This is a genomic window from Sphingobacterium sp. UME9, assembly GCF_014170215.1.
Classification (GTDB): domain Bacteria; phylum Bacteroidota; class Bacteroidia; order Sphingobacteriales; family Sphingobacteriaceae; genus Sphingobacterium; species Sphingobacterium paramultivorum.
In genome coordinates, this window is the sequence record NZ_LZZP01000013.1 from 841,851 (window position 1) to 866,729 (window position 24,879).

13 protein-coding genes and 1 pseudogene are annotated in these 24,879 nt (G+C 39.2%); 12 read left to right on the forward strand and 2 right to left on the reverse strand.

Annotated features, from left to right (window positions below; genetic code table 11):
- The first annotated feature begins 95 nt into the window (after positions 1-95).
- From A9970_RS22680 to A9970_RS22710, 7 genes and pseudogenes are all read left to right on the forward strand, one after another.
- The gene (locus A9970_RS22680) at positions 96-3,650 is read left to right on the forward strand and encodes a DUF6443 domain-containing protein (protein ID WP_182983828.1); all 3,555 of its coding nucleotides are present in this window, start codon (positions 96-98) and stop codon (positions 3,648-3,650) included.
- A gap of 3 nt (positions 3,651-3,653) precedes the next feature.
- Complete coding sequence (locus A9970_RS22685) at positions 3,654-4,079, forward strand: hypothetical protein (RefSeq protein ID WP_182983829.1); 426 nt, start codon at positions 3,654-3,656, stop codon at positions 4,077-4,079.
- Positions 4,080-4,354: 275 nt separating this feature from the next.
- A pseudogene (locus A9970_RS22690) lies at positions 4,355-5,536 on the forward strand (IS256 family transposase); the annotation flags it as partial.
- Between the two features lie 289 nt (positions 5,537-5,825).
- Positions 5,826-6,899 carry a hypothetical protein gene (locus tag A9970_RS22695; protein ID WP_182983831.1) on the forward strand — a complete coding sequence of 358 codons (1,074 nt, stop codon included), beginning with the start codon at positions 5,826-5,828 and terminating at the stop codon, positions 6,897-6,899.
- A 202-nt stretch (positions 6,900-7,101) separates the two neighbouring features.
- Positions 7,102-10,983 (forward strand): DUF5977 domain-containing protein, encoded by a 3,882-nt coding sequence (locus tag A9970_RS22700; protein ID WP_182983832.1) that lies wholly within the window; start codon positions 7,102-7,104, stop codon positions 10,981-10,983.
- 35 nt (positions 10,984-11,018) lie between these two features.
- Entirely contained in the window at positions 11,019-14,489 is a 3,471-nt protein-coding gene (locus A9970_RS22705) for a DUF6443 domain-containing protein (protein WP_182983833.1), read from the forward strand.
- A gap of 4 nt (positions 14,490-14,493) precedes the next feature.
- Positions 14,494-15,003, forward strand: coding sequence for a hypothetical protein (locus tag A9970_RS22710; protein ID WP_182983834.1), 510 nt, complete (start codon positions 14,494-14,496; stop codon positions 15,001-15,003).
- Positions 15,004-15,176: 173 nt separating this feature from the next.
- Here the strand turns inward: A9970_RS22710 and A9970_RS22715 are convergent, their stop codons facing one another.
- A complete protein-coding gene (locus A9970_RS22715) occupies positions 15,177-15,725 on the reverse strand; it encodes a hypothetical protein (RefSeq protein ID WP_182983835.1) in 549 nt (182 codons plus the stop codon).
- Between the two features lie 209 nt (positions 15,726-15,934).
- On the opposite strand from A9970_RS22715, the gene A9970_RS22720 reads away from it, so the two are divergent.
- Positions 15,935-17,716 (forward strand): right-handed parallel beta-helix repeat-containing protein, encoded by a 1,782-nt coding sequence (locus tag A9970_RS22720; RefSeq protein ID WP_182983836.1) that lies wholly within the window; start codon positions 15,935-15,937, stop codon positions 17,714-17,716.
- Between the two features lie 257 nt (positions 17,717-17,973).
- Entirely contained in the window at positions 17,974-18,504 is a 531-nt protein-coding gene (locus A9970_RS22725) for a cysteine hydrolase family protein (RefSeq protein ID WP_182983837.1), read from the forward strand.
- Between the two features lie 115 nt (positions 18,505-18,619).
- Here the strand turns inward: A9970_RS22725 and A9970_RS22730 are convergent, their stop codons facing one another.
- Positions 18,620-19,006, reverse strand: a complete 387-nt coding sequence (locus A9970_RS22730; protein ID WP_182983838.1) for a hypothetical protein — start codon at positions 19,004-19,006, stop codon at positions 18,620-18,622.
- Between the two features lie 303 nt (positions 19,007-19,309).
- Between A9970_RS22730 and A9970_RS22735 the strand changes: the two genes are divergently transcribed.
- From A9970_RS22735 to A9970_RS22745, 3 genes are all read left to right on the forward strand, one after another.
- Positions 19,310-19,894 (forward strand): RNA polymerase sigma factor, encoded by a 585-nt coding sequence (locus A9970_RS22735; protein WP_182983839.1) that lies wholly within the window; start codon positions 19,310-19,312, stop codon positions 19,892-19,894.
- 54 nt (positions 19,895-19,948) lie between these two features.
- Positions 19,949-21,157, forward strand: coding sequence for a FecR family protein (locus A9970_RS22740; protein ID WP_182983840.1), 1,209 nt, complete (start codon positions 19,949-19,951; stop codon positions 21,155-21,157).
- Positions 21,158-21,334: 177 nt separating this feature from the next.
- Positions 21,335-24,874 carry a TonB-dependent receptor gene (locus A9970_RS22745; RefSeq protein ID WP_182983841.1) on the forward strand — a complete coding sequence of 1,180 codons (3,540 nt, stop codon included), beginning with the start codon at positions 21,335-21,337 and terminating at the stop codon, positions 24,872-24,874.
- Positions 24,875-24,879 lie beyond the last annotated feature (5 nt).

Genomic DNA, 24,879 nt, shown 5'->3' on the forward strand with positions numbered 1-24,879 from the left:
TTATACGATCTGAGTGATTTTCTATTCAATAAAAATCCAAATAATATAACCCAGGCCTTTACGCCCTATTTTCTTTCCAATTCAGTGGATAAATTATGAAAAAGACTTTCTTAACGATACTATCTATAGGTTCTATAGCAATTGCTCAAGGACAGGCTCTACTAGATAATCTTACTTTGAACGCCTACAGTGGTGAGACTAACATTCGTGCCTTCAAGACCGTTACGCTGGGAAACGGTTTTCATATTCCGGTGCAAGCAGCGGGCAAGACTGTGACCATCAGTATCAGTGATATTAGCCGCCCGAGTATAAACCAAAACTATGTACTTGCTTCTGTCCCTCGCGAGGCTATCAAGACCATGGTAGAAATGAAAGACCGATCTGTTGGGCAAGTGAACCAAACCATTCAGTATTTTGATGGACATGGTAGGCTGATACAGGCTGTACAATGGCAGGGAAGTCCTAGTAAGGAAGATTTGGTTCAATATATCGAATACGACAATTCTGGTCGGGAGAGCAAAAGATTTCTTCCTTACGCAGAACGGCTCGGTGCTGACGGCAGTTACAAGCCGGCGGCTGCCACCACCCAGGGAGACTACTATAAAGTGGGCGGAGGCTGGGACAGCTATGTCATGAAGACAGCCGCTCCTTATGAGCAGACAGTATTTGAAAATTCTGCGTTAAATCGTATTATCGAGCAGGGCGCACCGGGTATAGCATGGCAGCCGGCCGCAAAGCGAGACAGCCTTGGGCGAACTGTTGTACTGGAATATAGTACTAACGCTGGCAACGACGTACGTCTATGGAAAGTTGATGCTAGTGGTGCATCTGGGACTAGCTATTATTTGGCAGGTACGCTCAACAAAACAGTTTCCAAAGATGAAAACTGGGTGAATACAAATGTGGCCAATCTTCCCTCAAAGAGCGGAACGGTGGAGGAATATAGCGACCTTCAAGGGCGTATGCTGCTCAAGCGGGTATGGCAGAGCGAGACGATTAAACTTGAGACCTATTATGTTTATGATAATACGGGTGCTCTTAGGTATGTTATTCCTCCAGCGGTACGCTCAACAGGATTTACTGCCCAAACCACGGATGCCAATTTTGAAAATTACATTTATGCCTATAGATATGACAAGCGGCAGCGGCTTGTAGAAAAAAAACTTCCGGGGAGGGGGTGGGAATGGATTGTCTACAACCGGAACAATCTTCCTATCCTGACACAGGATGCTGTCCAGCGAGGCAAAGCTCCCAGTGAATGGGGATATCTCAAATATGATGCTTTTGGAAGGGTGACCGAGACAGGGATCCTTACAGCTAGTTATACGACGCAGCTAGCTGCCCAGAACGCTGCTGATAACCACGCGTCCTCCAGCGGGAAACACTGGGAGGAGCGAACAGTGGTTGTAGGTTCCTTTAGTGGAAAGGATTATACCAGTTATACCCAGCAGGCATTTCCAGTTACAGGACTGAGCCCACGTTTGGTTAATTATTACGATGATCATTATTTTGAGGGAGCGAATACTTCGGGTCTGGAGTTCAGTGGATCCGGTTATCTAGCGGCGAACGCTTCGTTACAAACCGGTACAAAGGTCTATAAAGATGATGGATCAGCACCGCTGCTGACGGTCTATTATTTCGATGAGCGTGGGCAGGTTGTACAGCGCGCCGCACAGAATCATCTTGGCGGAACGGACAGGGAGACCAATACCTACAATTTTGTGGGCGAATTGCTGAGTAATATCCACAACCATACAGTAGGGGGAAAGACAACTATAGTTACCGCTACAAATGAATATGACCACGTCGGAAGGTTATTGACCAGCCGCCACAAAATCAATGCACAGGCAGAAGTCATACTGGTAAAGAATGAATATAATGAGATCGGACAGCTGCGGCAAAAAAGACAGCACAGTGAAAACGGCGGTACTAATTATTTGAATATCATTGATTACAAATACAACGAGCGTGGCTGGCTTCGTTCTTCAAGTTCACCACTGTTCAGCTATGGACTCAATTATAATGTGAATAGCGCTGGAGCGCTTTTGGGAAATGCCCAGTTCAATAGCAATATTGCTCAGCAGCTTTGGGGGCACGGTACTACTACCATGGCCAATATGTTTACTTATAGTTATGATTATCTGAACCGCCTTAAAAACGGCAGTAGCACAGGGACTGTAATGAGCGAAGATGTCTCTTATGATGACATGGGGAATATTATTAATCTGAAGCGGAATGGACATGCTATAGGTACCACATACAGTTATAATGGCAATAAGCTTAAAAGCTTGAGTGGGCAGATTAGTACATCTAGTGACTACGTTTATGACCTTAACGGTAATGTGACCAAAGACTATCAGGGTATGGTGTATGGTTACAATTATATGAATCTACCTAAGGGAGCAAGTCTGGGGGGCACCAGTGTTACCTATCTTTATGATGCTACCGGGACGAAATTGCGAAAGACTGCGACCGTGGGGGCGATTACCACCGTGCGGGACTATGTGGAGGGTTTCGAATATAATAAGGTAAATGGAGTCAATGTCATCGATATGATCCACACTTCGGAGGGTTATCTGCAGAACAGCAACGGTACATATAGTTATCACTATAACCTGACTGACCATCTTGGCAATGTACGTGCAACGGTACAACGCAGCTCGGCTACGACAGGAGTAGTGATCCAGAAACATGATTATTATGCTTTTGGTGAACCGAAAGCAATTTTGATATCTGGGAATAATAATTACCTTTATAATGGCAAGGAATACCAGGGCGAGCTTGGTGGACAGTATGACTATGGCGCACGTTTTTACGATGGCGAGATTGCCCGTTGGAATGTGATGGATCCACTGTCGGAGAATCATTATGATACGAGTCCCTATGCCTATGCACTGAACAATCCTTCAACATACATTGATCTGTTTGGCCTTGATACACTGAACAACAATAACAACTTCAATTCCGGTGACTGGAATAAGTTTAATCCGAAGAAGGATGTCATCGGACTTAACGAGGTTACGGTAACCGCGCCGCGTCAGGTCAGTGGTCTAGAACAGGCCTTTAATGCATTTCGAGACTGGGGATCTGACCATCCTTATTTCGGCAGTAGGCCTTATGATCCAGTAGTATACTATCGGACGATCAATGCTGCACGTGACCCGGCGGTGGATTTGATGAATTTTGCTAGTATAGCTTCTGGTGTTGGGGATGGTTATTTTTTAGCTCGAGGGATCTATACTGGTCTTCGTATGGGGATACCAATGGTTGCAGCCCGTTTTGCTATTCGGAGCCTTGCTAAGGAAGTTCCGCTTATGCCGGGTGCAATGCGTCTTGCGGCTGAAGGCGGGGAGTTGGGGGTGATAAATGTTGCTAATACGAGTGCAAATTTAGTTGAGCAAGCTGCAGTACACGGAAACTCTTTAAAGAGTCTTAAACCAACTTGGGGTTATAAATTATATTCAGCTGATGGTACTTTTCTAAAAAATGGAATTACTTCAGCATTAAAAGCAGAGTCTCGATATACAAAATCTTTTATGTCTGATAAGTATATGGAAAAAATATTGTTCCCGAATAGGAAAGCCGCCTATGAGTGGGAATTTATTCAAAATCAAGTACTTAAAGGTCCGTTGAATAAAAATATGCATTAAAAAATGGGAGATGAGAATTATATAATAGGTTGTTTTGCCTCTACCAATATGGGAGATGAGCAAGGTGTTTTATTTAGAACTTATATCTGGGGAGATAAAGGAATAGGAGATGTTTTAAAAGCGTTGCGTTATGAGGATTATGGAAATGATATGAAACGTATTTTATTTCAATTCTACGTTAATCCTATTCCATATGAACGACAAAACCTTAAAGAAATAGAACCATATAGAGCAAGAGAAAAGGCAATTGGAGTACCGATAATTGTAACACATGAAAACTTCTTTAGTAAGTCAGAAGAAGAACGTTACAGTTTTTTGAAACAAACTATTTTACAAAAGTTAGATTTACTTGCAGAAGTAGTGAAGAAGAAAAAACTTGATACTAAAATAGATTTGCTCAAAGCGGATTTACAAAAGTTTTTGAATTGAAAAGTGACAGCATATTGCAGTAAAGCCCGATTTAATCGGGCTTTACTATTTATTAAAGGCTTTCTTAGTCTTGTGGTTTTTTATAACGTTATCAATGAAGGAGACTGTAACCTGAACTGTGTCAGAGGAATAATTCAATAAGATTATTTATATTCAATTATTCAAACGACACGGTCATGAAAGAAAAAGACCCATTCGATTTTTCGTTAGTGTTTGTTTTCTAAAGGCACTCAAAAGGGCTTCGCCGTTTTGAACGCTTCAAGGCAGAAACCACGCAAGGTCTTTACGACGGTAAAAGTTTGTCTCCCAATGATGGCGTCCTAGCGCCGTTAATGAAGCATCTGTTGGAATCAATGATGAATGGAGAACTGGAAAACCATTTGAACGAAGAGAAAGCTTCAGGCAATAGCAACCGGCGAAATGGCAAGACCAAAAAGACAGTCCGTGGCCTTAACACTGGGACATTTGAACTGGAAACAGGCCGTGATAGATCGGGAACGTTCGAGCCTAAAGTAGTACCTAAGAGACAATTAATCATCACTGAACAGCTTGAGGGACACGTGTTGAGCATGTATGCCAAAGGAATGAGCACACGGGCGATAAGCGAGTTTATACGCGAAATGTATGCAATGGAAATCTCTGCCACTGAAATATCGCGTATTACCGAAAGTGTACTTCCAGCTGTAAATGAATGGCGTAGTAGGCCTCTTGAAGCTGTTTATCCCTTTGTATTCCTGGACTGCATGCACATTAAAGTTCGCCAGAATGGAACTGTTGAATCAAGAGCTATTTATAACATACTGGGAGTTGGTATGGATGGTAGAAAAGATCTGATCGGTCTTTATAGTTCAGAAAATGAGGGGGCTAAGTTCTGGCTTTCAGTTCTTACGGATCTAAAGCAACGTGGAGTTGAAGACATCCTTATTGCTTGTATTGATGGTCTAAAAGGGTTTCCTGAGGCCATAGAAGCTATTTTTCTAAAAACAAAGATCCAGTTGTGTATTGTTCACCAAATCAGAACAAGTATGCGCTATGTAACTGAGAAAGATAAAAAGCTTGTTATGGAGGATTTAAAGCCAGTCTATAAAGCCGTGAACGAAGAAATAGGTTATGAGAACCTCTTGTCTTTCGAAGAAAAATGGGGTAAGAAATATCCACTTGCTGCCAAATCCTGGATGGATAATTGGACCAATCTTTCTACTTTCTTTGAGTACGAGGATCAGGTTCGCAAGATTATATACACCACAAATCCGATCGAGGGAATACACCGTCAGATACGAAAAATCATTAAGTCTAAAGGAGCCTTCAACTCCGAACAGGCACTAATGAAATTGATGTATCTGATCATAAAGGATATCGTAAAAAAATGGACGATGCCAATGCATAACTGGGGTTTGACCATATACCAACTTTATATTAGATTTGGGGGTAGACTCAAACTCGAAAGAGGTTTTTAAGTTTTAATCCTATGACACAGTTGGTGTTACACTCCCCGAATGGGTCTTTTTCTTTCATGACCGCGTTCCTCTGATACAGTTTATGTTACAGTGTTTGAATTTTTATTAATTTAATGTTAATGATAAATTAATGTATATTATTTTATGTTGTATAATTCAATAGTTACTTTTGTTTAAGTCAGTGTTATTTATCCTTTTTCAGGTATTTGTTTATATAGTAATTTATTTTCTTGCTTAACTTGCTTTAAGTTAAGTGTGTGAACTGTTTTTTTATCTAATTTTTCTTTTAATGAGGTCTATTTTTTTTGTGTTTTATTTTTTATTCTCTTTAGTGAGCTATTCTCAAAATCTATTAAATCTAAATGGTTGGGTCGCGGGAACGATTGACAATGATAACTTTCAATCGTATAATGGTGTAACAAATAATTCTCGAATTTGGGTAGATGGGCCGCAGGGTACTCCAATTGTTGCTTGGAGGGTACAGGACAAACGAATGGATGGTGATGATGTGGGGGGATTTTCTGATAAGATCGGAGTTCCCATAAATCCTAAAAAAATGTATCGCCTTTCCGTTTGGGTAAAGCCAACAGGACCAAATGTAGGTAAATTTCATATCACTACAATTTATAATCAGCAGGGAGCTACCATGGTAGATTTAAAAGGAAATCTCGTACATAGCGTCGCATCTTATGAATCGTTGCCGGAGATAGGAAAGTGGTTTCTTGCCGTGGGATATATTCATGGTGTCGACGAGGTCGGAGCTTATAATATCGGGGGAATATATGATGGTGTAACGGGGCAGAAATTGAAATCTCTAAACGATGCAAAGTTTTTAAGCACGGCGACAAGTGTTAGTTTTTCCAGTTATTTGGCAACCGATGCAAATAACCCAGATATGTCTGTAATATATGATTTTTGCAATCCTCGTCTTGAGGTAGTGGATGGTAATGAAGTTCCTATTGCTTCTCTTTTGGGAAAAGTTGAAGCAAAAAATTCAAATTATTTTACCGAAAATGTAGGTATTAAGACTACTAATACGCAGGGCTATACATTGGCTGTAAAAGGAAAAATCAGATCTCAGGAGATTAAGGTAGAAGCCGAAAACTGGCCCGATTTTGTTTTTAAACATGACTATAATTTAAATACGCTTAAAGAGGTGTCGTCGTATATTAAACAGTATGGCCATTTGCCAGAAATGCCTAGTGCAGCGATAGCTGAGAAAAATGGAATAGAGCTAGGCGAGATGAACAAATTGCTATTGAAAAAAATTGAAGAGCTTACATTGTACATTATTCAGCAGGACAATAAAATTAATGAGATTCAGCAAAAGCTAAATCCTGATTCATCCAGATCAAAGCTTTAAAAAAACGGATAACATATTATCCGTTTTTTATCCAATGATTTCTTCCCGTCTGAATTATTGTACGAACCGGAGACTAATTCAGACTAGAACCAGTTACCCGATCAATTTACTAAAACTTGCTAGCCAAGAATATTTGAATCTCAAGTGACCTTTTCTTGAGAAACTATTTAAGAACAGTTTTGAATGTTATTAATAATGATTTATGAATTTAAAAAATATTTTGCTATTGTGTTCAGCATGCTTGGTATGGAAAGCGAGTGCGCAGATAAATCACGGCGGACAAGAGGCTTCGAATGCTCCGAGTAAACTTATTTCTAGGGAGCTGAATGTTGGTAGTAACCTATACTACGGAAAAGTTGATGTAAATATTCCAATTGATCAGATTGATATTGGAGCATTAAATTATCCCATTAACCTTTTCTACACCGGTGGCTCAGGAATTCCTATGGAAGAGTTGCCGTCGGCCGTTGGACTTGGCTGGAAAATGAGCGAAGGATTTGTTCAACGTGTTATCAGGGGGAAACCAGATGAGTTTCGTGGATTTTCAACAAAAATTGAAACAGGATCTATCAATCTCGGAGGACAGATTATTACAAGCAGTAATCTTACGCAGGCACCTTTGAGCGGAGAGTTCAACTATTTTAATAATATCGGTAAATTAAATACAGCTGCTTGGAATACCTTAAGCAATATTCAGGCAGTTTCAGCCAATGCTGACGAAAAATTTATTTTTAATGCCACAGCTAATGGGGTGTCTGTTAGGATTTTTGATTCTAAGCCGGTTGTGGATCTTTTGCCGGATGAGTTTTATTTTTCATTTGGACAATATTCGGGGAAATTCTTTTTCGATCATACAGGGAAATGGCGCGTGATATCAAATACGGATGTGACGTTTGATGTCGAGGTGGAGCAGGGCGAGGATATCAATATGCCGAGAAGAACAGTATCAGGACAGGAACCTACAAATGACACTATGCGTAGGATAATCAAGGCGATTACACTGACCAGCTCAGACGGATTCAGAATAACTTTTGGGTCACTTCCAAACGATCTTTTTTTGGAGTATTCGGCGACTTCGGGAGTTAGAGATTTCGTGACCGGTACGACAACCCCATACAGCACAGCTGTTCCCAGTCGTTGGAGTATCCGTAAGATCGAAAACCTCAATACCAAAGATTACTTATTGTTCAATTATTCTCTTCCCGATATTAATTTTACAATGACTCATAGTGCTGAAGGCAACATTGGTGATGACGATGTGGATATGAATAGAGGAATAATTTACCAGTATGAGCCATTTGGAATGGATGGGTCCTTTAATCCTACGTCACCAGTTAGCAAGATCGCGTTCCGATACTATCTGCTTAAGGAAATAGTAAGTTCCAGAGGGATCAAAGTTGTATTTGATTATAGTGAATCTACACAGTTGAATAGCGACATGAAGTTTAATGTCGGAAGTTTTGTTTTTATGGGTGAAGAGTTTACCTCAACCTATTTTAACCGCAATCACTTTTATAAGTTGAATTCGATTAAAGTGTATCAGGATACTGATCTGGTTCGAGAGCATAGACTTGAGTATAAAGAGGCTCCGAGAGAAAGGATGAAACTTAAAACGTTATATCAGACAAATGGTAGCCAGAAAATAAACCAATATACCTTCCAGTATGGAGATTCTCTTCTTCCTCCATATGGTTTCCGTTCAAAAGATCATTTTGGTTATTATAACGGACGCGATTTTTTTGGAACGGAAGCATTGCCTTTTGGACGAAAAATTCTCAACGGAACCTATTACAATTCAAGAGAACCAGTTTTGGTAAAAGCTCAATTTGAGGCATTGAAGAAAATTGAATATCAGACTGGAGGTTATATCGAATTTGAGTATGAACTGAATAGTTATTCAAAACGTATTGATAGAAACCTCCAGGTTCTCTCAAACAATATCGATTCTCTTTCAGGTGGTTTACGGATCAAGAAAATTAAAAAATTTGACGGAAGCTCTACATCAGAAAAAATCTATGAATATTTGGGTGAAAATGGGCGATCCAGTGGTACCAAAAATTATGATATACAATATTATCAATCGTTTGGGATAATCAATAACAAACAGCGTTATTATTTTAGGGCGGATGCCAATAGCTTATCCCCTTTTGTTGACAATTTATGCACCTACTCTGCTGTAACAGAAAAGGAAGTTGGAAACGGAAAGAAAGTGTATGTATTCTCCGCTCTTGATAATGGATATAAAGACAAGGCTCCGGAGCTATCTAATATAACGCTCACCAGCTTGGCAAGGGATGATAATTCCTCAAAATATGCGTTTAAAGATCAAGCCTTTAAAAGAGGCAAGATAATCGCACAGAAAATTTACGCTGAGAGCGATCCTAAAAATCCAATTCATGAAACAGAATATAAATATTCACATGATTTCGTAGAGTCTTCAGCTAATAACGTTAGAAACCTCTACATATTCAAGTTTGGAGATTATCTAAAATATAGTGCGGTAGAAAATAATATTTACAGCAATCCAATTCGACAACAGCTGGTCCGGCAATCTGATGCTGTAGGGAAAATTGAAAGTCAGGTGAATTATGAGTATGATACATTCAACAATAAGAAAAAAGAAATTTCTGTAGGATCCAATGGGAAAACGAGAGAAGTTCAGTATTTCTATCCGAGTGATTTCAGTGGTGAATCGGGATATGTTGGATCCATATTAAAAACTATGGTGGACAGAGGAATGAAATCTTTACCGGTAGAAGTTATTACAAAAGAAAATGGTAAGGTCATCGATGCCAAGTTAACTGAATATATTTTACGAAATGGATTGGTCGTTGCAGGTAAAGATTATATTCTCAAAAGTACTGAAGGATTATCCGATTTTTCACCTTATAAATTTAACGGATCAATCTTTACGAAAGATCAAAGATATACGTTGGAACAGGAATACTCTAATCATGATAGCTATGGTAATCCATTAGAGGTAATTAGCAGAAAACAACCTAAGATTTCTTTTCAATATGGATTTAAAGGTCAGTATGTTGTTGCAAAAGTCGTAAATGCAGGATCAGATGAATTTTTCTATCAAGGATTTGAAGAAAATGGCAGCGGCAAATCTATTCTTGAAGCTGTGGGCAGTGGTCTTTACGTAGGAAAATACACAGTGCCATTTAAAAAGCCCAATACTAAAAGGTATATCATCGATTATAAATATTATAAGGATGGTCTTATGGTATATATACAGAAGACCTACGAAAATAATATGGTTCTTGCCGATGGCCAGTTTATTGATGAAGTCAGAGTGTATCCTGAGGATGCTGCTATAAGCACTTTTACTTACAGTCCGAAAATTGGAAATACCAGTATGACGGACGCTAGGGGTATGACCCAATATTATGATTACGATTCTTTTGGACGGCTTAGTTTAATACGTGATTTTAAAGGAAACGTATTGAAAAGGTTCTGTTATAATTATGCTGGTCAAAAAATAGACTGTACAAAAGTCCCTGAAATTTTTAAAAACGATAATAAAATGGGCTCATTTGTTAAAACTGGCTGCCCAATAGGATATCGTGGCGAGTTGGTAACATACGATGTACCATTAGGGAAATATAGTTCTCTTGTTGATAAAGAAGCAGCAAATCGAATGGCTCAAAAAGAAATTGAGCTTAATGGCCAAGGTTATGCTAATTTGAATGGACAATGTTTCCTAATACCTTATGTAGCTCTGGTCAGGGAAAATGTAACGACAACAGTTGTTGATCCAGAAAATGCAGAAGAGCAATATATTGAAGAGGATCGGGGCGATGTTGTCATCTATTTCTATAAGGACAGTGGTAAAAAAGAATATGCAACTGTTACACCTACAAAAATATATTACAGTCTTACTACCCAGCCGGATATGGATATAGCACCTGACTATGCAAGCGGAACCATGTTTGAAGAGAATGGAGCAGTGTTATTAGCCGATGTACCGTTGGTGAGGCGCCATTATTATAAAGATGGTTCTGGGAACTGGAAAATGCATTCCATCAAATCTAACGTCATCCAGCTGATGCCTAGTAGTGATTATAATGTAATCAATTGAGCTCATTAACGGAATATAATTTAAGCCAAAAGATTATGAAAAAGAACTTTTTAACGATATTATCATTTACTTTGATAAGTATTGTCTATGGACAAAGCATCCCAAAAGATACTATTTTAAGTGCTTATACCAATCAAACAAATATTACTGCACTTAACAGTATCACCTTACAAAACGGATTTCATATTCCAGTACAGTCAAATAAGACTGTGACCATTGGTATTGTAGGTTTTCAGAATGTTGTAAGCAAGCCCACAGGAGACCAGAATTATATTTTGACACAGACTTTCCGGGATGCGGTAACTATTGCTCAATTGGGTAACTCGAGGACAATAGGGCAAGAGAATCAGGTGATTCAGTATATGGATGGTTTAGGCAGACCTCGTCAAACAGTTCAGCTCATGGCCAGTCCCAGTTTTAGAGATATTGTTCAGTATATCGAATATGATGGGTTTGAAAGAGAGAGTATCAAATATCTCCCTCATGTGAAGAAGTTGGAAGGGGATGGTAGTTTCAAGAGTACAGCCAAGGATGATCAGTTGGCCTACTATGATGATTTAAATATTTGGGATAGTGGAATAAAAGAAACGAAAAAACCATATGCTGTCACGATCTTCGATAGGAGTCCGTTAAACAGAGTAGTCGAGCAAGGAAGCCCCGGTATGACCTGGCAGCCTCTTCCTGTGGTTGGTGCTGGTCATACTATAAAAACCGAATATAGTACTAATACAGAAAGTGGTGTACATACTGTGAATCTGTGGGAAATTACTGCCGATGGTGCAGCCTATACTAAAATTTATGGCGGAGGGAAACTTTATCGGACTACTTTACGTGATGAGAATTCGGTCAATATGACATCTCGCATAGGCTCAGTAGATGAATACAAGGATCTGAACGGACGCTTGATTCTTAAACGTGCTTGGGAAACGGAAACAAAATCGCTCAATACATACTATATTTATGATGAGGTGGGAAATTTGCGGTATGTTGTGCCGCCCGGATTTACGGGGGCATCATTTAAAAATGAAATAGGTGATTTTAGTGAATTGATTTATGCATATCGTTATGACGATAAAGGTAGATTGATCGAAAAGAAGATTCCCGGCAAAGATTGGGTTTATACAATATATAATGACAATGACCAAATTGTTCTCCAGCAGGATGGAGAACAACGATTGGCAAAAAAATGGTCTTATACCAAGTACGATCAATTGGGGCGCGTAGCGGAGACTGGTATTTATACCAACCAGGCTATTGGTTCTAGACAAGTTGCAATAGATTCTTTAAATGCACAGAAAGTTGGCGGTGTTGCCTACCTTTGGGAGCAGCGAATAGGGACAGTTAATTATACCAACCGAAGTTTTCCCTGCTCAAATGGTCGTAAAGTATATGTTACCAATTATTATGATGACTATACATTTTCGGGTAGTGCAATAGCTAATTTACAATCATCCGGAATTACAAAAAGTGATCGAGTAAAAGGTTTGCTTACCGCGGTGCAGATTACCAGAGACGATGGGACATCGCCTATGCTAACGATCAATTATTATGATGACTATGGCCGCATAGTTCAGACGGCACAACAGAATCATGTTGGTGGAATAGATGTTGAAACTAATACTTATAGTTTTACGGGAGAATTGTTGACAAATAAACGTGAGCATCGAGCTACAGCAACAGGCGCAGTAACTTCGATTTTGACAAATAAAATCTATGATCATGTCGGGCGGCTTGTACAGACAAATAAGAAAATCAATGCTCAGTCCGAAATTATTCAAAGCAAGCTTTTTTATAATGAAATAGGACAGCCGCTCAGCAAGAAGATTCATAGCGAAGACAATGGAGGTACATTTTTGTCGGCTATAGATTATACCTATAATGAGCGGGGATGGGCCAAGCAGATTAACTCTAAAGAATTTAAGGAAACATTAATGTATGAAGATGGCGGTGCTGCGCAATACAATGGTAATATTGCACAGCAATTGTGGCAGCAGGGTACGTCGACAGTGAATACTTTTAATTACATCTACGATAAACTTGATCGTCTGAAAAGTGGAGAAAGCAGTGGAAGCACCGTTATTAAAGAAGCGCTCGAATACGATGATATGGGTAACATTCGGACGATGGCACGTGAGGCAGGAGCCCCAATTACGTATTTATATGCTAATAACAACAAGAGCAATCGTCTGGATAGTGTGAGCGGAGGTGGTGTATCGGGAAGATATATTTACAATACAAACGGTAGTGCCACCAAGGATCGAACAGGTTTGATTTTTAGTTATAATTATTTAGGATTGCCGCAGGTAGCCTCTAAAACTGCTGTTAGCGTTAATTATTTATACGATGCCCAAGGGAGAAAATTACGCAAAATGTCTACTGTTAGTAATATTAAGACCGAACGGAATTACCTAAATGGCATTGAATATAGTATGAACGGAACGGGGCTGGGCACTATTGAACGTATTGCAACAGAGGAGGGATACCTTTTAAATAGTAGCGGTACTTACACTTATCACTATTATTTAACGGATCATTTAGGGAATGTTCGTGTGGTATTAAAAAGAGAAGGAAGTACTACAATTCCAGCTGTTGTACAAAGACAGGATTACTATCCATTTGGTAGAACAAAACTTATTTCGACAAGCTCAAATAATCATTATCTTTATAATGGCAAAGAAGTACAGGACGAGCTGAATGGGCAGTTAGATTACGGGGCTAGGTTCTATGATGCTGAAATCGGAAGGTGGAATGTGGTGGATCCGCTGGCGGAGAAGATGTATAAGTATGGCCCCTATAGTTACGCTTTCAATAATCCTATACGATTTATTGATCCTGATGGAAAAGCGCCAAACGATTTTTATTCAGATGACGACGATATCAATAGCCCTTTTTTAATTGCAAGGCTATTAACTACAGCTGTTTTCGAGTTTAAACACGGGGCCTATAACCTTGCTGCGAGGGCTGTAGGATCGAACATAAGAGCTGGCTATAAAAAGGTAAATGGTAGTGAAACCTTTGAGACGGAATATTCTCCTGTTCAATTGAATAGTTTAAAGGATGTTGGAATAGAACTCTTGAACACCGGTTTAGATTTTGCAGCGATATCGTCTGGTAAAATTATTGATGGGAACGCTTTTTTTGCTAAAACTGGAACAAAAGCAAATATAGCTAGAGAAGTTCGGGAAATTGTTAAGACTGTTGAAGAAGCGAAGCTTTTATATGCTCCGAATTTCAAGCATACAAAATATGGTTTTGGAACTAAAATGGATTTAGATTTTGAAACTGCTTCAGAAGTATTGAATAGCTCATCTCCGTTTGGAAAACAGCGGTACGGTTATAAAAACGGAAAAATATATGAGTTCCAAAACGATAATTTCGGAGGTTGGCACGGTTATCCTATTCCATTCTCAGACATGAAAGGGGGTAGAGGAAATATCGTAAAAGGATGGAAAAAAGATGGTGTAATAACTGACTCACAATATAAAAAATTAATAAAAAGTAAATAGAGAAATGAACTGTGGTAAATTGTATTTTCATCTTGAAAGGAAAGAGAGTCCTTATGAAGAAGAGTTGCCTCCCAATGAAGTTTGGGGTATAATTCAACTATGTTATGAATCGGATAACAAGGTTGAATATATTCTAGACTGGCAGTGGGATATTATTGAAATTGTAGAATGGTTTGATGAAGCTAAAGATTTATTGGCTGTTAAAAATATAGATGTCTTAAATGATGAAAATAAATCCATTGCTGAACTAGAGGCTCTCGGTTATGAACGTTCGTTTTTTTTCAACGAAGATGAAATGTTTTCTTATTACGATGAGTTGGACAAGTGCTTTTCATGTTTTAAGTTTCATTTGAGGGGGACACCTACTCCTATGTATTATATTGGCCTGAATAATGGCAAAGGGGAAATATCGTATTATTCTAGTGAACAAGAAGTATATAAACGTTACTGTTTCAATATGGAAGAATTTCTAAACAATACCAATCAGGTATTAATGGATTTTCGACAAACTTAGTTGGCGCATAGTCAATTTTAATGAAAGAAGAACTCTTAATTAAAACCCACCGTGTGGAAGGAAAGAAGTTCCGTATAAATTATAAGGGCTCATTTATATCATTTATAAATGAGACCTTTTTTAGTTGACATATAATGACCGCCTTTGTGCTTTTACACAATCAAATTTGTTCATTACTTATGCTGCCAGCATCTTCCTCCACCTACAACAAAGCGTTTGCAGTAGCCGCCCGATTTGTTTTTCGCACCGCAAACGGAGGATGTAGGTTTGGTGCTGCCGCCAGTATTTCCACCGTTGCCCGTGTCTGTATTTTTGTAAGAACCGTAGACTGCCGATCCTCTTGCATTTTGGGTGTCGTAGGTTATTGTTGTTTGGTTGTAGCCGACATCTCCAAATACCGTCTCTTTATTTTTTAAGATATAGGCATTAATAGTCTGTTGCGAACTTAAGGATGTCTTGATTGATAGCTTTAATTCGAAACTAATCTTCTGGTCGAATTTGTATTCCCATTTTCCAGTTGTATGCTTTACTGTTTTTGTGACGTTTAATTTATCGGTATAACTGATTTCACAGCTTGTGCATTCGACTTCGTAGCTGAATTCATCGGTAGGTTGTTCCACAATTGGTTCTTCACCTTTACTGCATCCATACAGCGATAAGAGTGAGATCGATAGTAATACATAATTGGCTAGCATTTTTGTTTTCAATAGATTCCTAAACATAATACAGATTTTAAATTTTGTGATTGGTGAATGTTTTTGCAAATCTAAGCTACACTACATAGTTATTCTTACGGTTTCCCTTATAGTATTATGAAAGGCGAGCCCCAACTTTTCGGTATCTCCTCACTACCGCTTACATACCTCTTCTTTTCCTCAGATAGCGGTGCAAGCCAGGCTACTTTTGCAATATACTTTAAAAGAAAAGAAATATGGCAAATCAATTTTTAGTTAAGAACACGATGGCAGATATGCGTGCATTATCTGCAAGTGAAATCACAGCATTGCAAAATGGCTCCTACGATGGGGTGGAGCTATTAGGCTATTACGAAAATGGAGATACAGCGGCACCGATTATTTATTACTTAGCTCCAGTAAGTCCAGATCCCGGAGCAGACGATGGTGGTCGTGTTATTGCTGTTCAAAGTAACAAGCTGATACACGAATTTGTGGATCAGATCGACGTACGTTATTTTGGCGTCAGTACCACTATTACTGACAATACCGTACAGCTTCAGAAACTTGTGAATGTCGCCATTATTAAAGGACTGAATGTATACTTTGATGGGTTTTATGCAATCAAAAATATTCAGATTGACCAGGCAAATAATATCAAATTCTATTCGAATAACGGCGGTTTGTATCAGTATGTGGCTGGACGGAATTTTATCAACCTCACTAATTCCTCAAAAGTTACATTTGAAGGGCTTAAATTAAAGGGGTTCGGTCAATTTGAAATTCCACAAGGTGAAAGTGGAACCTACTACCACAATGTGTACATCTCCGACTGTAGCGAAATTTCATTCGACCGCTGTGAGGTCTTTAATGCGATACGAGGAGGTATACTCAGTATTCGGACAAATTATCTATCTGTTAACAATTGCCGTTTTTACCAAAATCGGAGCATGTTTGACCTGTCCTTTGGCTATTCAATTACCACCACAGCTCGGAGTATCGGATTTACCTGTACCAATTCCAGTTTTATCGGCAGTAATAGCTATGGTATCCATTGTATGGGGGGCGGAAGCAATTATATCATCACTGGCAATCGGATCTCAGATAAAAGTGAATACGGTATTGTATTTTACCATCTCGGAACTGATTTGGATCCATTGCAAGTAATAGACGATATTGTCATTTCCAACAATATTGTTGAGAATATCTCGGATGGTACAGGTACAGACGCAAAAGGGATGGGCATCTATCTTCAAACTGTTGAAAAGGTGGTTGTCAGCGATAATATTGTAAGAAATACCTTGATTGGAAGAAATAAAAATACAGTAAATAGGCAGTTGAGCCCGGCGGCGATTTCGATCAATGGATCCCGTGAGGTGACCTGTACCGGCAATCTTGTTGAAAAATCGACGATAGACGGGATCGGTGTTACCAATTCTGTCATCGGTAGCCGTGGTACTATTATAGCCAACAATGTTGTTTTGGGTGTTGAGAAAACAGGCATCTCATTATATACGGTCAACAACTGTTCCGTACAGGGAAATATTATCGAGGGGAATGGTTCCAATGAGGCAGGTATCGATATTCAATCTTCTTCGGCACGCAGATCATCAGATATCAATGTGAGTGGAAACCAGATCAAAAGTGGATTTAAAAACGGTATCAACACATTTAAATCGACAGGAACTGGATTTGACAGGATAGCTATCACAGACAATCGGATCAGCAATTGTCAGCTCTATTATATTTATCTCTCGGCCATCAATGTATTAAAATGTACGGGGAATACCATTTCGAATGATACTGTAACTATGGTCGCTGGAGGTTCTGGCATACGTGTCGATGCAAATGAAAATTTACTTGTTTCGGATAATGTTTTGATCGGCTCTCCAACTGTAAAACTTAAGCGCGGACTACAAAGCAGCAATAATATTTTTGGAAAGATTACCGACAATATCATCCGAAATATTGAAGATCCTACTTACAGGTTATATACCACTGGTGAGAGCTTGGATATTTCTAATAATTTGGTGGAGTAAGTGTTGACGCAGTAATGGAATAACGCTCATTTTCATATCAAATAGCATACGAGAAAGGGAGGTTCACATAGATTGTAAGGGCTCAGTTATAAAATAAATGAGCCCTTCTTCCTTTTACTTCGAATCCCCTGGTTTGATTGCTTGAATTGTTCCTATATAAAAAATGTTTTTATCTAAATTTTTGTCCGATACCAGACGGATGATGTTGAATAATGAACATTCGGTATATTTATCAATAATATAGATTTAGTTTACAAATGAGAGCCTTATTAATTATAGATATGCAACTGGGGAGTTTTAGACCCTATGAGCTGAGGCAGGATACCTTTGCTGTTATTGATCGGATAAACAGACTTTCTGATGCATTCAGAAAGAACGGAGACCTGGTCATTTTTATTCAGCATGATGGGACAAAGGAAAACTGTTTCATGCCGGGGACAGAAGAGTGGTCTTTGTTACCTGAGCTGATCAGAGGTGCCGCAGACATATTTGTTTCTAAGACAGCGAATGATTCATTTTATAAAACTGATCTGCAGACGATATTGAGGAGTAGGGGAGTGAAGGAACTGATCGTGACCGGATGTGCTACAGATTTCTGTGTGGATGCCACTATAAAGTCAGCGATAACAAGGGATTATTTTATCACTGTAGTTTCTGATGGGCATACCACCGCCGATAGGCCTATGATCCCAGCTCGGCAAGTGATTCAGTATTTTAACTGGCTATGGTCAGAGATGACGCCAACAGAAGGGGGAATTAAAGTCGAAACGTGTGATGCAATTTTATAATTTATATCAAAACAAGATAACACTTCTAAGATATAGAGAAGAGAATCCTTAAATTATGGATTATATAGCAACAGGAATTGATACTGTTATATTATATTCACTGATCCGCTGTCAACTAACTGAGCGGTTCAATCCATTGGGGTATACCGATAAACATATCATTTACAAATTTTTCTGTATACCGTTGCATTCCAGTTTCTTCCTTATCAAAGTAGGTCTTTATTTTTGAGTATACTTTAGGATTGTAGCATAACTTGACACGGAAGTTTTCGACCCATTCAGCCCGTATAACAATGGTAATTAATTTTTTCGTATCTCTGGACAAGCCTATTACGGTGATAGCTTGGCACATCCCGGCATACCAATCGATAATATATACCTTGGTGCCCGGGCTAAACTGTTTCGTGCCATAACGGGTTTGCAGTTTTCCTTGACCATAGCTAATTTCCTGTTTGATGTTAGCTACCAATGTCCATAATGGTATAGGTTCTAAATGATCCATATGACTTTACTGGTTTTTGAATTTACAGAAAAGAATCTAACATGGCAAAATATAGAGCTCATTAACGATGATCTCCATCTCTATTTGTAATCCTGTATTACGTTGCCCAGATATATAGTGTCGGTTGTGAATAAACTTTTGTGAAAGAATGGCCTATAGATCGCTTTGTTGGGTAGTAGCCCTGCTGAAAACTGACTGAAATTTTGGGATACTCATATTTCATTTTGAAATAACCTTGCATTTATATAGATTTAATATAAGTTTTGTTGCTTAGACCAAGTGTAACCTAGGGAAAATATAACCATGGATTTAAATGCAGTTCCATTGAGTCTTGATGAGTTTAATCGCTTTAAATTGGGAGACGAGAAGGTTTTTAAAAAGATTTTTGATTTTTATAGGCCTTTGATGTATCACAAGGTACGTCGTGTATGTTCTTCCGAATTAGACGTGGAGGAGGTTATGCAAGAGATTTTTGTGCAACTTTTTCTAAAACGGAATTCAATCCCCTCTGCGGAAGCTATCTTTCCATTTTTATTTTTAGTAGCAAAGCGAACGGCCATCACTTTGTTTCGAAAAGAGTTGTCTAGACAAAAATATCAAGTATCACAATTGGCAGAATGGGATGAACTAAGTGATGAATTAGAGCGGACAATCGCTCATAAAGATTTAGATAAAGTACTCAAGACGATTGTATCCTGCTTACCGCCACAGCAAAAACTTGTATTTCATAAGAGCAAAATAGAGGAAATGAGTTATGCAGAAATTTCCGAAGAAATTGGTATTTCCAAAAATACAGTACGCAACCATCTTGTAGCAGCATGCCAGTTTGTACGTTTGAAACTTGATGGCTTACTTTTAATCCTTTTTTTAATAAAAAATATCTTTTGACTAGTTCATCGATCCTAGTTGTACGAATAATATTATAGAGTACAACAGATAAGGATGTCCAAAGTAGAAGCATATAAGATTATTATCAGCCAATTTTTGGCAAAAACATTAGACGAGCGTGCAAAGCAAAATTTTGCCAATTATCTCAATGATCCGGATTTTTTGAATGCGTGGCAACAGCTTATGGACGAGGGAGAGATAGAGCAGTCTCCAGACAATCAAATTGCGCACGATAATCTTTTTAAGACAATCATTGAAGATGAAAGAATAAAAGACCAAGTTGTTTCCAGTCCAATTATAAAGAAATCATCAATTCACATTCTACAGTATATTAGTATCGCAGCTATATTGTTGCTAGTTGGTATATCTGCTTCGATCTTCTTCTTTATACAAGAAAATAGACCGGATGACCGGGCAATGGTCAACAATCTACCTGCGGTAGTTCCCGGATCCCAAAAAGCCGAAATAATTTTAGAAAGTGGCGAGCGTATAGATCTCGAAAAATTGAAATTGGATACGATCATAGATAATGGTGCGTTTGAAATTATCAAATCCGACAAAGGTATTATATCCTATCGTCTGAAAAGCTCAGGGACTAGCAATCAGCAGACAGCGTATAATACAATCGTTACGCCGCGTGGTGGGGAATATAAGCTACTATTGGCAGATGGCACAAAGATTTGGCTGAATGCCGCTACTACACTACGTTATCCAATTAGTTTTAATGGTGATGAAAGAAAAGTACAATTGCAGGGTGAAGCTTATTTTGAGGTTGCTAAACAGGTCTATCAAGGAAGACGAGTGCCCTTTATTGTTCATGCAGGTAATCAGAAATTGGAAGTTTTAGGGACAGCATTTAACCTTCAAAGTTATGGCAAATCGATCGTGACAACTTTGGTGGAAGGCAAGGTGAAATTAAATGTTCAAGATAGCCCACAGGACAACCTCTACTTAAGTCCTGCTGAACAAGCTGTGTTTCAATTTACAAGCAAAAAGTTTCTAAAGACGGCTGTTGACCCGCGCTATTTCATTGCCTGGAAAGAAGGAAAATTTGCTTTTTACAATACACCTATTGACGAAGTCATGGAAATTATTAGTAGATGGTATGACGTGGAAGTCCACTTTGATTATCATCCCGAAAGCTTTGCTTTCTCGGGCACAGTGTCAAGATATGATAATATCGACAAACTACTCCGTACGATCGAACTAGTCGGAGATATTCATTTTGAATTGAAAGGGAGGAAAATTTATGTGAAAAGATAACCCATAAAGAAGAGTTCAGGAGCGTTACGACCGCCCCTGAATTTGTCTTCGAAAAGACCAGGCTGAAAAAGATTTAATAGACTTAAAAACCATTACAACCGTATGCAAAAGTACAAAAAAAAACGGTATGGAGATCCTTTGCCTAAAAGTAGGATCTCTGCCAAAAAAGAATTTGCTATGAAAATGTCATTAGCGATTCCCTTGTTGCTGGCCTCTAACCTCCAGTTGAGTGCAATTACATTTGGGCAAGGAGTCAATTTCCAAAAGAAAAATGCTAAACTCGAAACCATATTAAAGGTTTTAGAAGAACAGAGCGGTTACAATATTCTGTATAAAGCTACTCTGCTAAGCAATGCCAAGCGTATCGATGTCGATTACAAAAATGTACCTTTCGAATATGCATTGAAGGATGTGCTTGAAAACTATCAGATCGTCTATAAGATTATGGACAATAATGTCGTATTAAGCAAGCCAGCTTCTACAGCAGCGGGAATCCCGTGGAATCGATATGTTCCAGGTCTCAATAATACGCTTGTCCTTCAACAGCGTCGCGTAGGGGGAAAAGTGGTAGATTCAAAGGGCAATCCAATTAGCAATGTTATTATAACGGAGAAAGGAACGGATAATAGAACAACTACCGACGACAATGGTAGGTTTGAGATCCGCCTTAAAACAAATAATGATCAGCTTGTATGTTCAATGTTAGGCTATCAGTCCAAGGAGGTAAATGTAGATGGACAAAATGAGATTCAAGTTAGCCTAGATATGGCTATTACTGCAATGGATGAGGTCGTTGTAGTCGGTTACGGTGAACAGAAAAAAGTTAACCTAACCGGGGCGGTGAGCCAAATATCGGGTAAGGAGTTTGAAGATCGTCCTGTCACACAGCTTACCCAAGCACTTCAGGGCAATATTCCCAATCTCAACATTGTCTTTGGATCAGGAAAACCCGGTACAAGTGGTTCAGTCAATGTGAGGGGAAATACATCCATTAACGGCGGTGGTCCATTGATTTTGATTGATGGTATTCTAGGTACCTTGGATCGTATTAATCCCAATGATGTAGAGTCCGTAACGGTGCTTAAAGATGCTTCTGCAGCGGCTGTTTATGGAGCGCGTGGTGCCTTCGGTGTTGTTTTGGTCACAACAAAAAAAGGGGGTAAAAATGGAAAGACCTCCATTGAATATAATAATAATATTGGTTTCACTACCCATGCCACAAATACTGATTTCATCACGAGTGGTTATTGGAATGCGAAGATCAACGATGACGCTATGTACAACGCATTAGGGTATCGGACCACGCGTTATACCGATGAAGATTATGAAGAATTACTTGCACGTGTTAACGATAAGACTGAAAATCCGGATAGACCCTGGGTTGTGGTTAAGAAAGATGCTAGTGGCAATGACATATATCGTTACTATGCCAACTTCGATTGGTTCAATTATTTGTACAAAAAAACAAGACCAAAAAACGAGCATAATCTTTCTTTTTCTGGATCTTCTGGCAATACACGTTATGCGATATCTGGTTCCAAGGCGATTGAACAAGGGATATTCAATATTGATCCCGATAAATTTGGACGTTATAATCTACGTGCAAATATCGCGTCAGATATCCGAAGCTGGCTGACCATCAGCAATAGCACACATTTTTTCAAATCCAGCTATGATTGGGCCGGACTGGAAAATAATTTCAGTACCGTTGCCAACAACGTGAGCAATAGTCCGACCTACCATTATCATGCGATGTACGTGCCGCGAAATCCGGATGGCACACTTACGGGGTATTCGGGTATTAATAGTTATCCTATTGGGTACGGCCTGCACAATGCGCTCGAAAGCGGCACAATGCGTGGCTATACGCGGGGTACAGAATTTACCAATATGACAGAAGCGGTTTTGAAATTGGGAAAAGGCCTATCCCTAACTGGAAACTATTCCTATCGTGAATATCGTTCTGACTATTCCTACCGACAGACCAAACAGTACTATTCGAAATATCCGGGACAGCTCGAATTGTCTTCACTCGGAGCTTTAAATCAGGATAAGCTTCGGGAAAATATGGGTAAATATGCTTGGCATTTTATCAATGTTTTTGCTACTTACCAAAAAGATTTTGGCGATCACCACCTTACTGTGATGGGCGGTTTTAATCAAGAAGACCGTTTTTATAAGCGTATTGGAGGAATTGGTCAGGATCTATTGTCTGAGAATTTAAATGATCTTGATTTGGTGATCGGGGAGAAGCAGTTTGAGGCAGGTGGCGATGAATGGGCAGTACGTGGAGGGTTCTATCGTGCCAATTACGATTACAAAGGCAAATACTTGCTAGAGGTAAGTGGTCGATACGATGGTACCTCACGTTTTCCAAAGCACAGTCGTTTTGGATTCTTTCCATCCTTTTCTACAGGCTGGCGCATCAGCGAGGAGAAGTTCTTCGCTCCACTGAAAAACAAGATCAATAACCTGAAGATTAGGTATTCGTACGGCTCACTTGGTAACCAGGAGGTGGATACCTATGCTTATATTTCATCCATGGGTACAGGTCAGATCTCCTATTTAGTCAATGGTCAAAAGTTAAATGTTGCCAATAGTCCCGCGCCGGTAGCGCCCACATTGACTTGGGAAAAAATTACCACCAGCAACATTGGCCTTGATTTTAGTTTACTTAATAACAAGCTCGATTTTCAATCTGATTTTTATGTCCGGCAGACAAAGGGTATGCTGAGTAAAGGCAAAACCCAGCCGGCTGTATTTGGTGCATCGGAACCCAAGGAGAATGCAGCCGACCTGAAGACCAAAGGTTTTGAGCTTTCCCTTTTATGGAAGGACCATTTTGATGTAAGCGGAAAACCTTTTAATTATTCCGTTAGGGCAATGCTGTCAGATTATCAGGCTGAAATTACCAAGTTTGCCAACGATGCTGGGCTATTGAGCAATTATTATACAGGACAAAAATTGGGCGAAATATGGGGGTATCATTACGACGGATTTTTCAAGACAACCGAAGAAGCACAGGAGTATGCGAAAATCGTCAATCAAGATCAGATCAATAGGCGTCGTGTTCAGGCTCCCACAGCAGACTTGCGTATGCTTCAGGCAGGTGATATCAAAATCTTGGATCTCAATGGCGACGGTATCATTGATGCTGGCGATAATACGCTTTCCAATCCTGGTGATCGTACCATTATCGGAAATGATCAACCGCGTTATTCCTATGGGTTAAACCTAGGAGCGAATTGGAATGGCATTGATCTTTCCGTCTTTTTTCAGGGAGTAGGGAAGCAAAACTGGTATCCTAATCTTGAAGCACAAGCTTTTTGGTCCGTTTATGCCAGACCATACGATTCATTTATTCCGTCTAATTTTCAGGATAAGATATGGTCGCCAGAAAATCCTGATGCTTATTTCCCTTTTTTACGCGGCTATACAGCACAAAACTCTGAACTTTCTGTCGCCAACGATATGTATATGCAAGATATAGCCTACCTAAAGCTGCGTAATCTGACTGTAGGTTATACATTTCCAGTCACACTTACTCAAAAGGCAAAGATCAATAAGCTACGTGTGTTCTTCAGTGGAGAAAACCTACATACCTGGACGAAGTTGAAGACCGATTACATCGATCCCGAACAAGTAATGAGCGATAATACGGGGCGGAGTTATCCTGTAGGCCGCGTCTATTCTTTTGGAGCTCAGTTATCGTTTTAATTTAT

What these genes read in the sequence shown, in the direction of transcription:
- A9970_RS22735 (WP_182983839.1), top strand. Translation starts at nt 19,310, where the DNA reads ATGGATTTAAATGCAGTTCCATTGAGTCTTGATGAGTTTAATCGCTTT.
- A9970_RS22715 (WP_182983835.1), bottom strand. Translation starts at nt 15,725, where the DNA reads ATGTTTAGGAATCTATTGAAAACAAAAATGCTAGCCAATTATGTATTA.
- A9970_RS22680 (WP_182983828.1), top strand. Translation starts at nt 96, where the DNA reads ATGAAAAAGACTTTCTTAACGATACTATCTATAGGTTCTATAGCAATT.
- A9970_RS22700 (WP_182983832.1), top strand. Translation starts at nt 7,102, where the DNA reads ATGAATTTAAAAAATATTTTGCTATTGTGTTCAGCATGCTTGGTATGG.
- A9970_RS22745 (WP_182983841.1), top strand. Translation starts at nt 21,335, where the DNA reads ATGAAAATGTCATTAGCGATTCCCTTGTTGCTGGCCTCTAACCTCCAG.
- A9970_RS22725 (WP_182983837.1), top strand. Translation starts at nt 17,974, where the DNA reads ATGAGAGCCTTATTAATTATAGATATGCAACTGGGGAGTTTTAGACCC.
- A9970_RS22740 (WP_182983840.1), top strand. Translation starts at nt 19,949, where the DNA reads ATGTCCAAAGTAGAAGCATATAAGATTATTATCAGCCAATTTTTGGCA.
- A9970_RS22705 (WP_182983833.1), top strand. Translation starts at nt 11,019, where the DNA reads ATGAAAAAGAACTTTTTAACGATATTATCATTTACTTTGATAAGTATT.
- A9970_RS22720 (WP_182983836.1), top strand. Translation starts at nt 15,935, where the DNA reads ATGGCAAATCAATTTTTAGTTAAGAACACGATGGCAGATATGCGTGCA.
- A9970_RS22695 (WP_182983831.1), top strand. Translation starts at nt 5,826, where the DNA reads ATGAGGTCTATTTTTTTTGTGTTTTATTTTTTATTCTCTTTAGTGAGC.
- A9970_RS22730 (WP_182983838.1), bottom strand. Translation starts at nt 19,006, where the DNA reads ATGGATCATTTAGAACCTATACCATTATGGACATTGGTAGCTAACATC.
- A9970_RS22710 (WP_182983834.1), top strand. Translation starts at nt 14,494, where the DNA reads ATGAACTGTGGTAAATTGTATTTTCATCTTGAAAGGAAAGAGAGTCCT.
- A9970_RS22685 (WP_182983829.1), top strand. Translation starts at nt 3,654, where the DNA reads ATGGGAGATGAGAATTATATAATAGGTTGTTTTGCCTCTACCAATATG.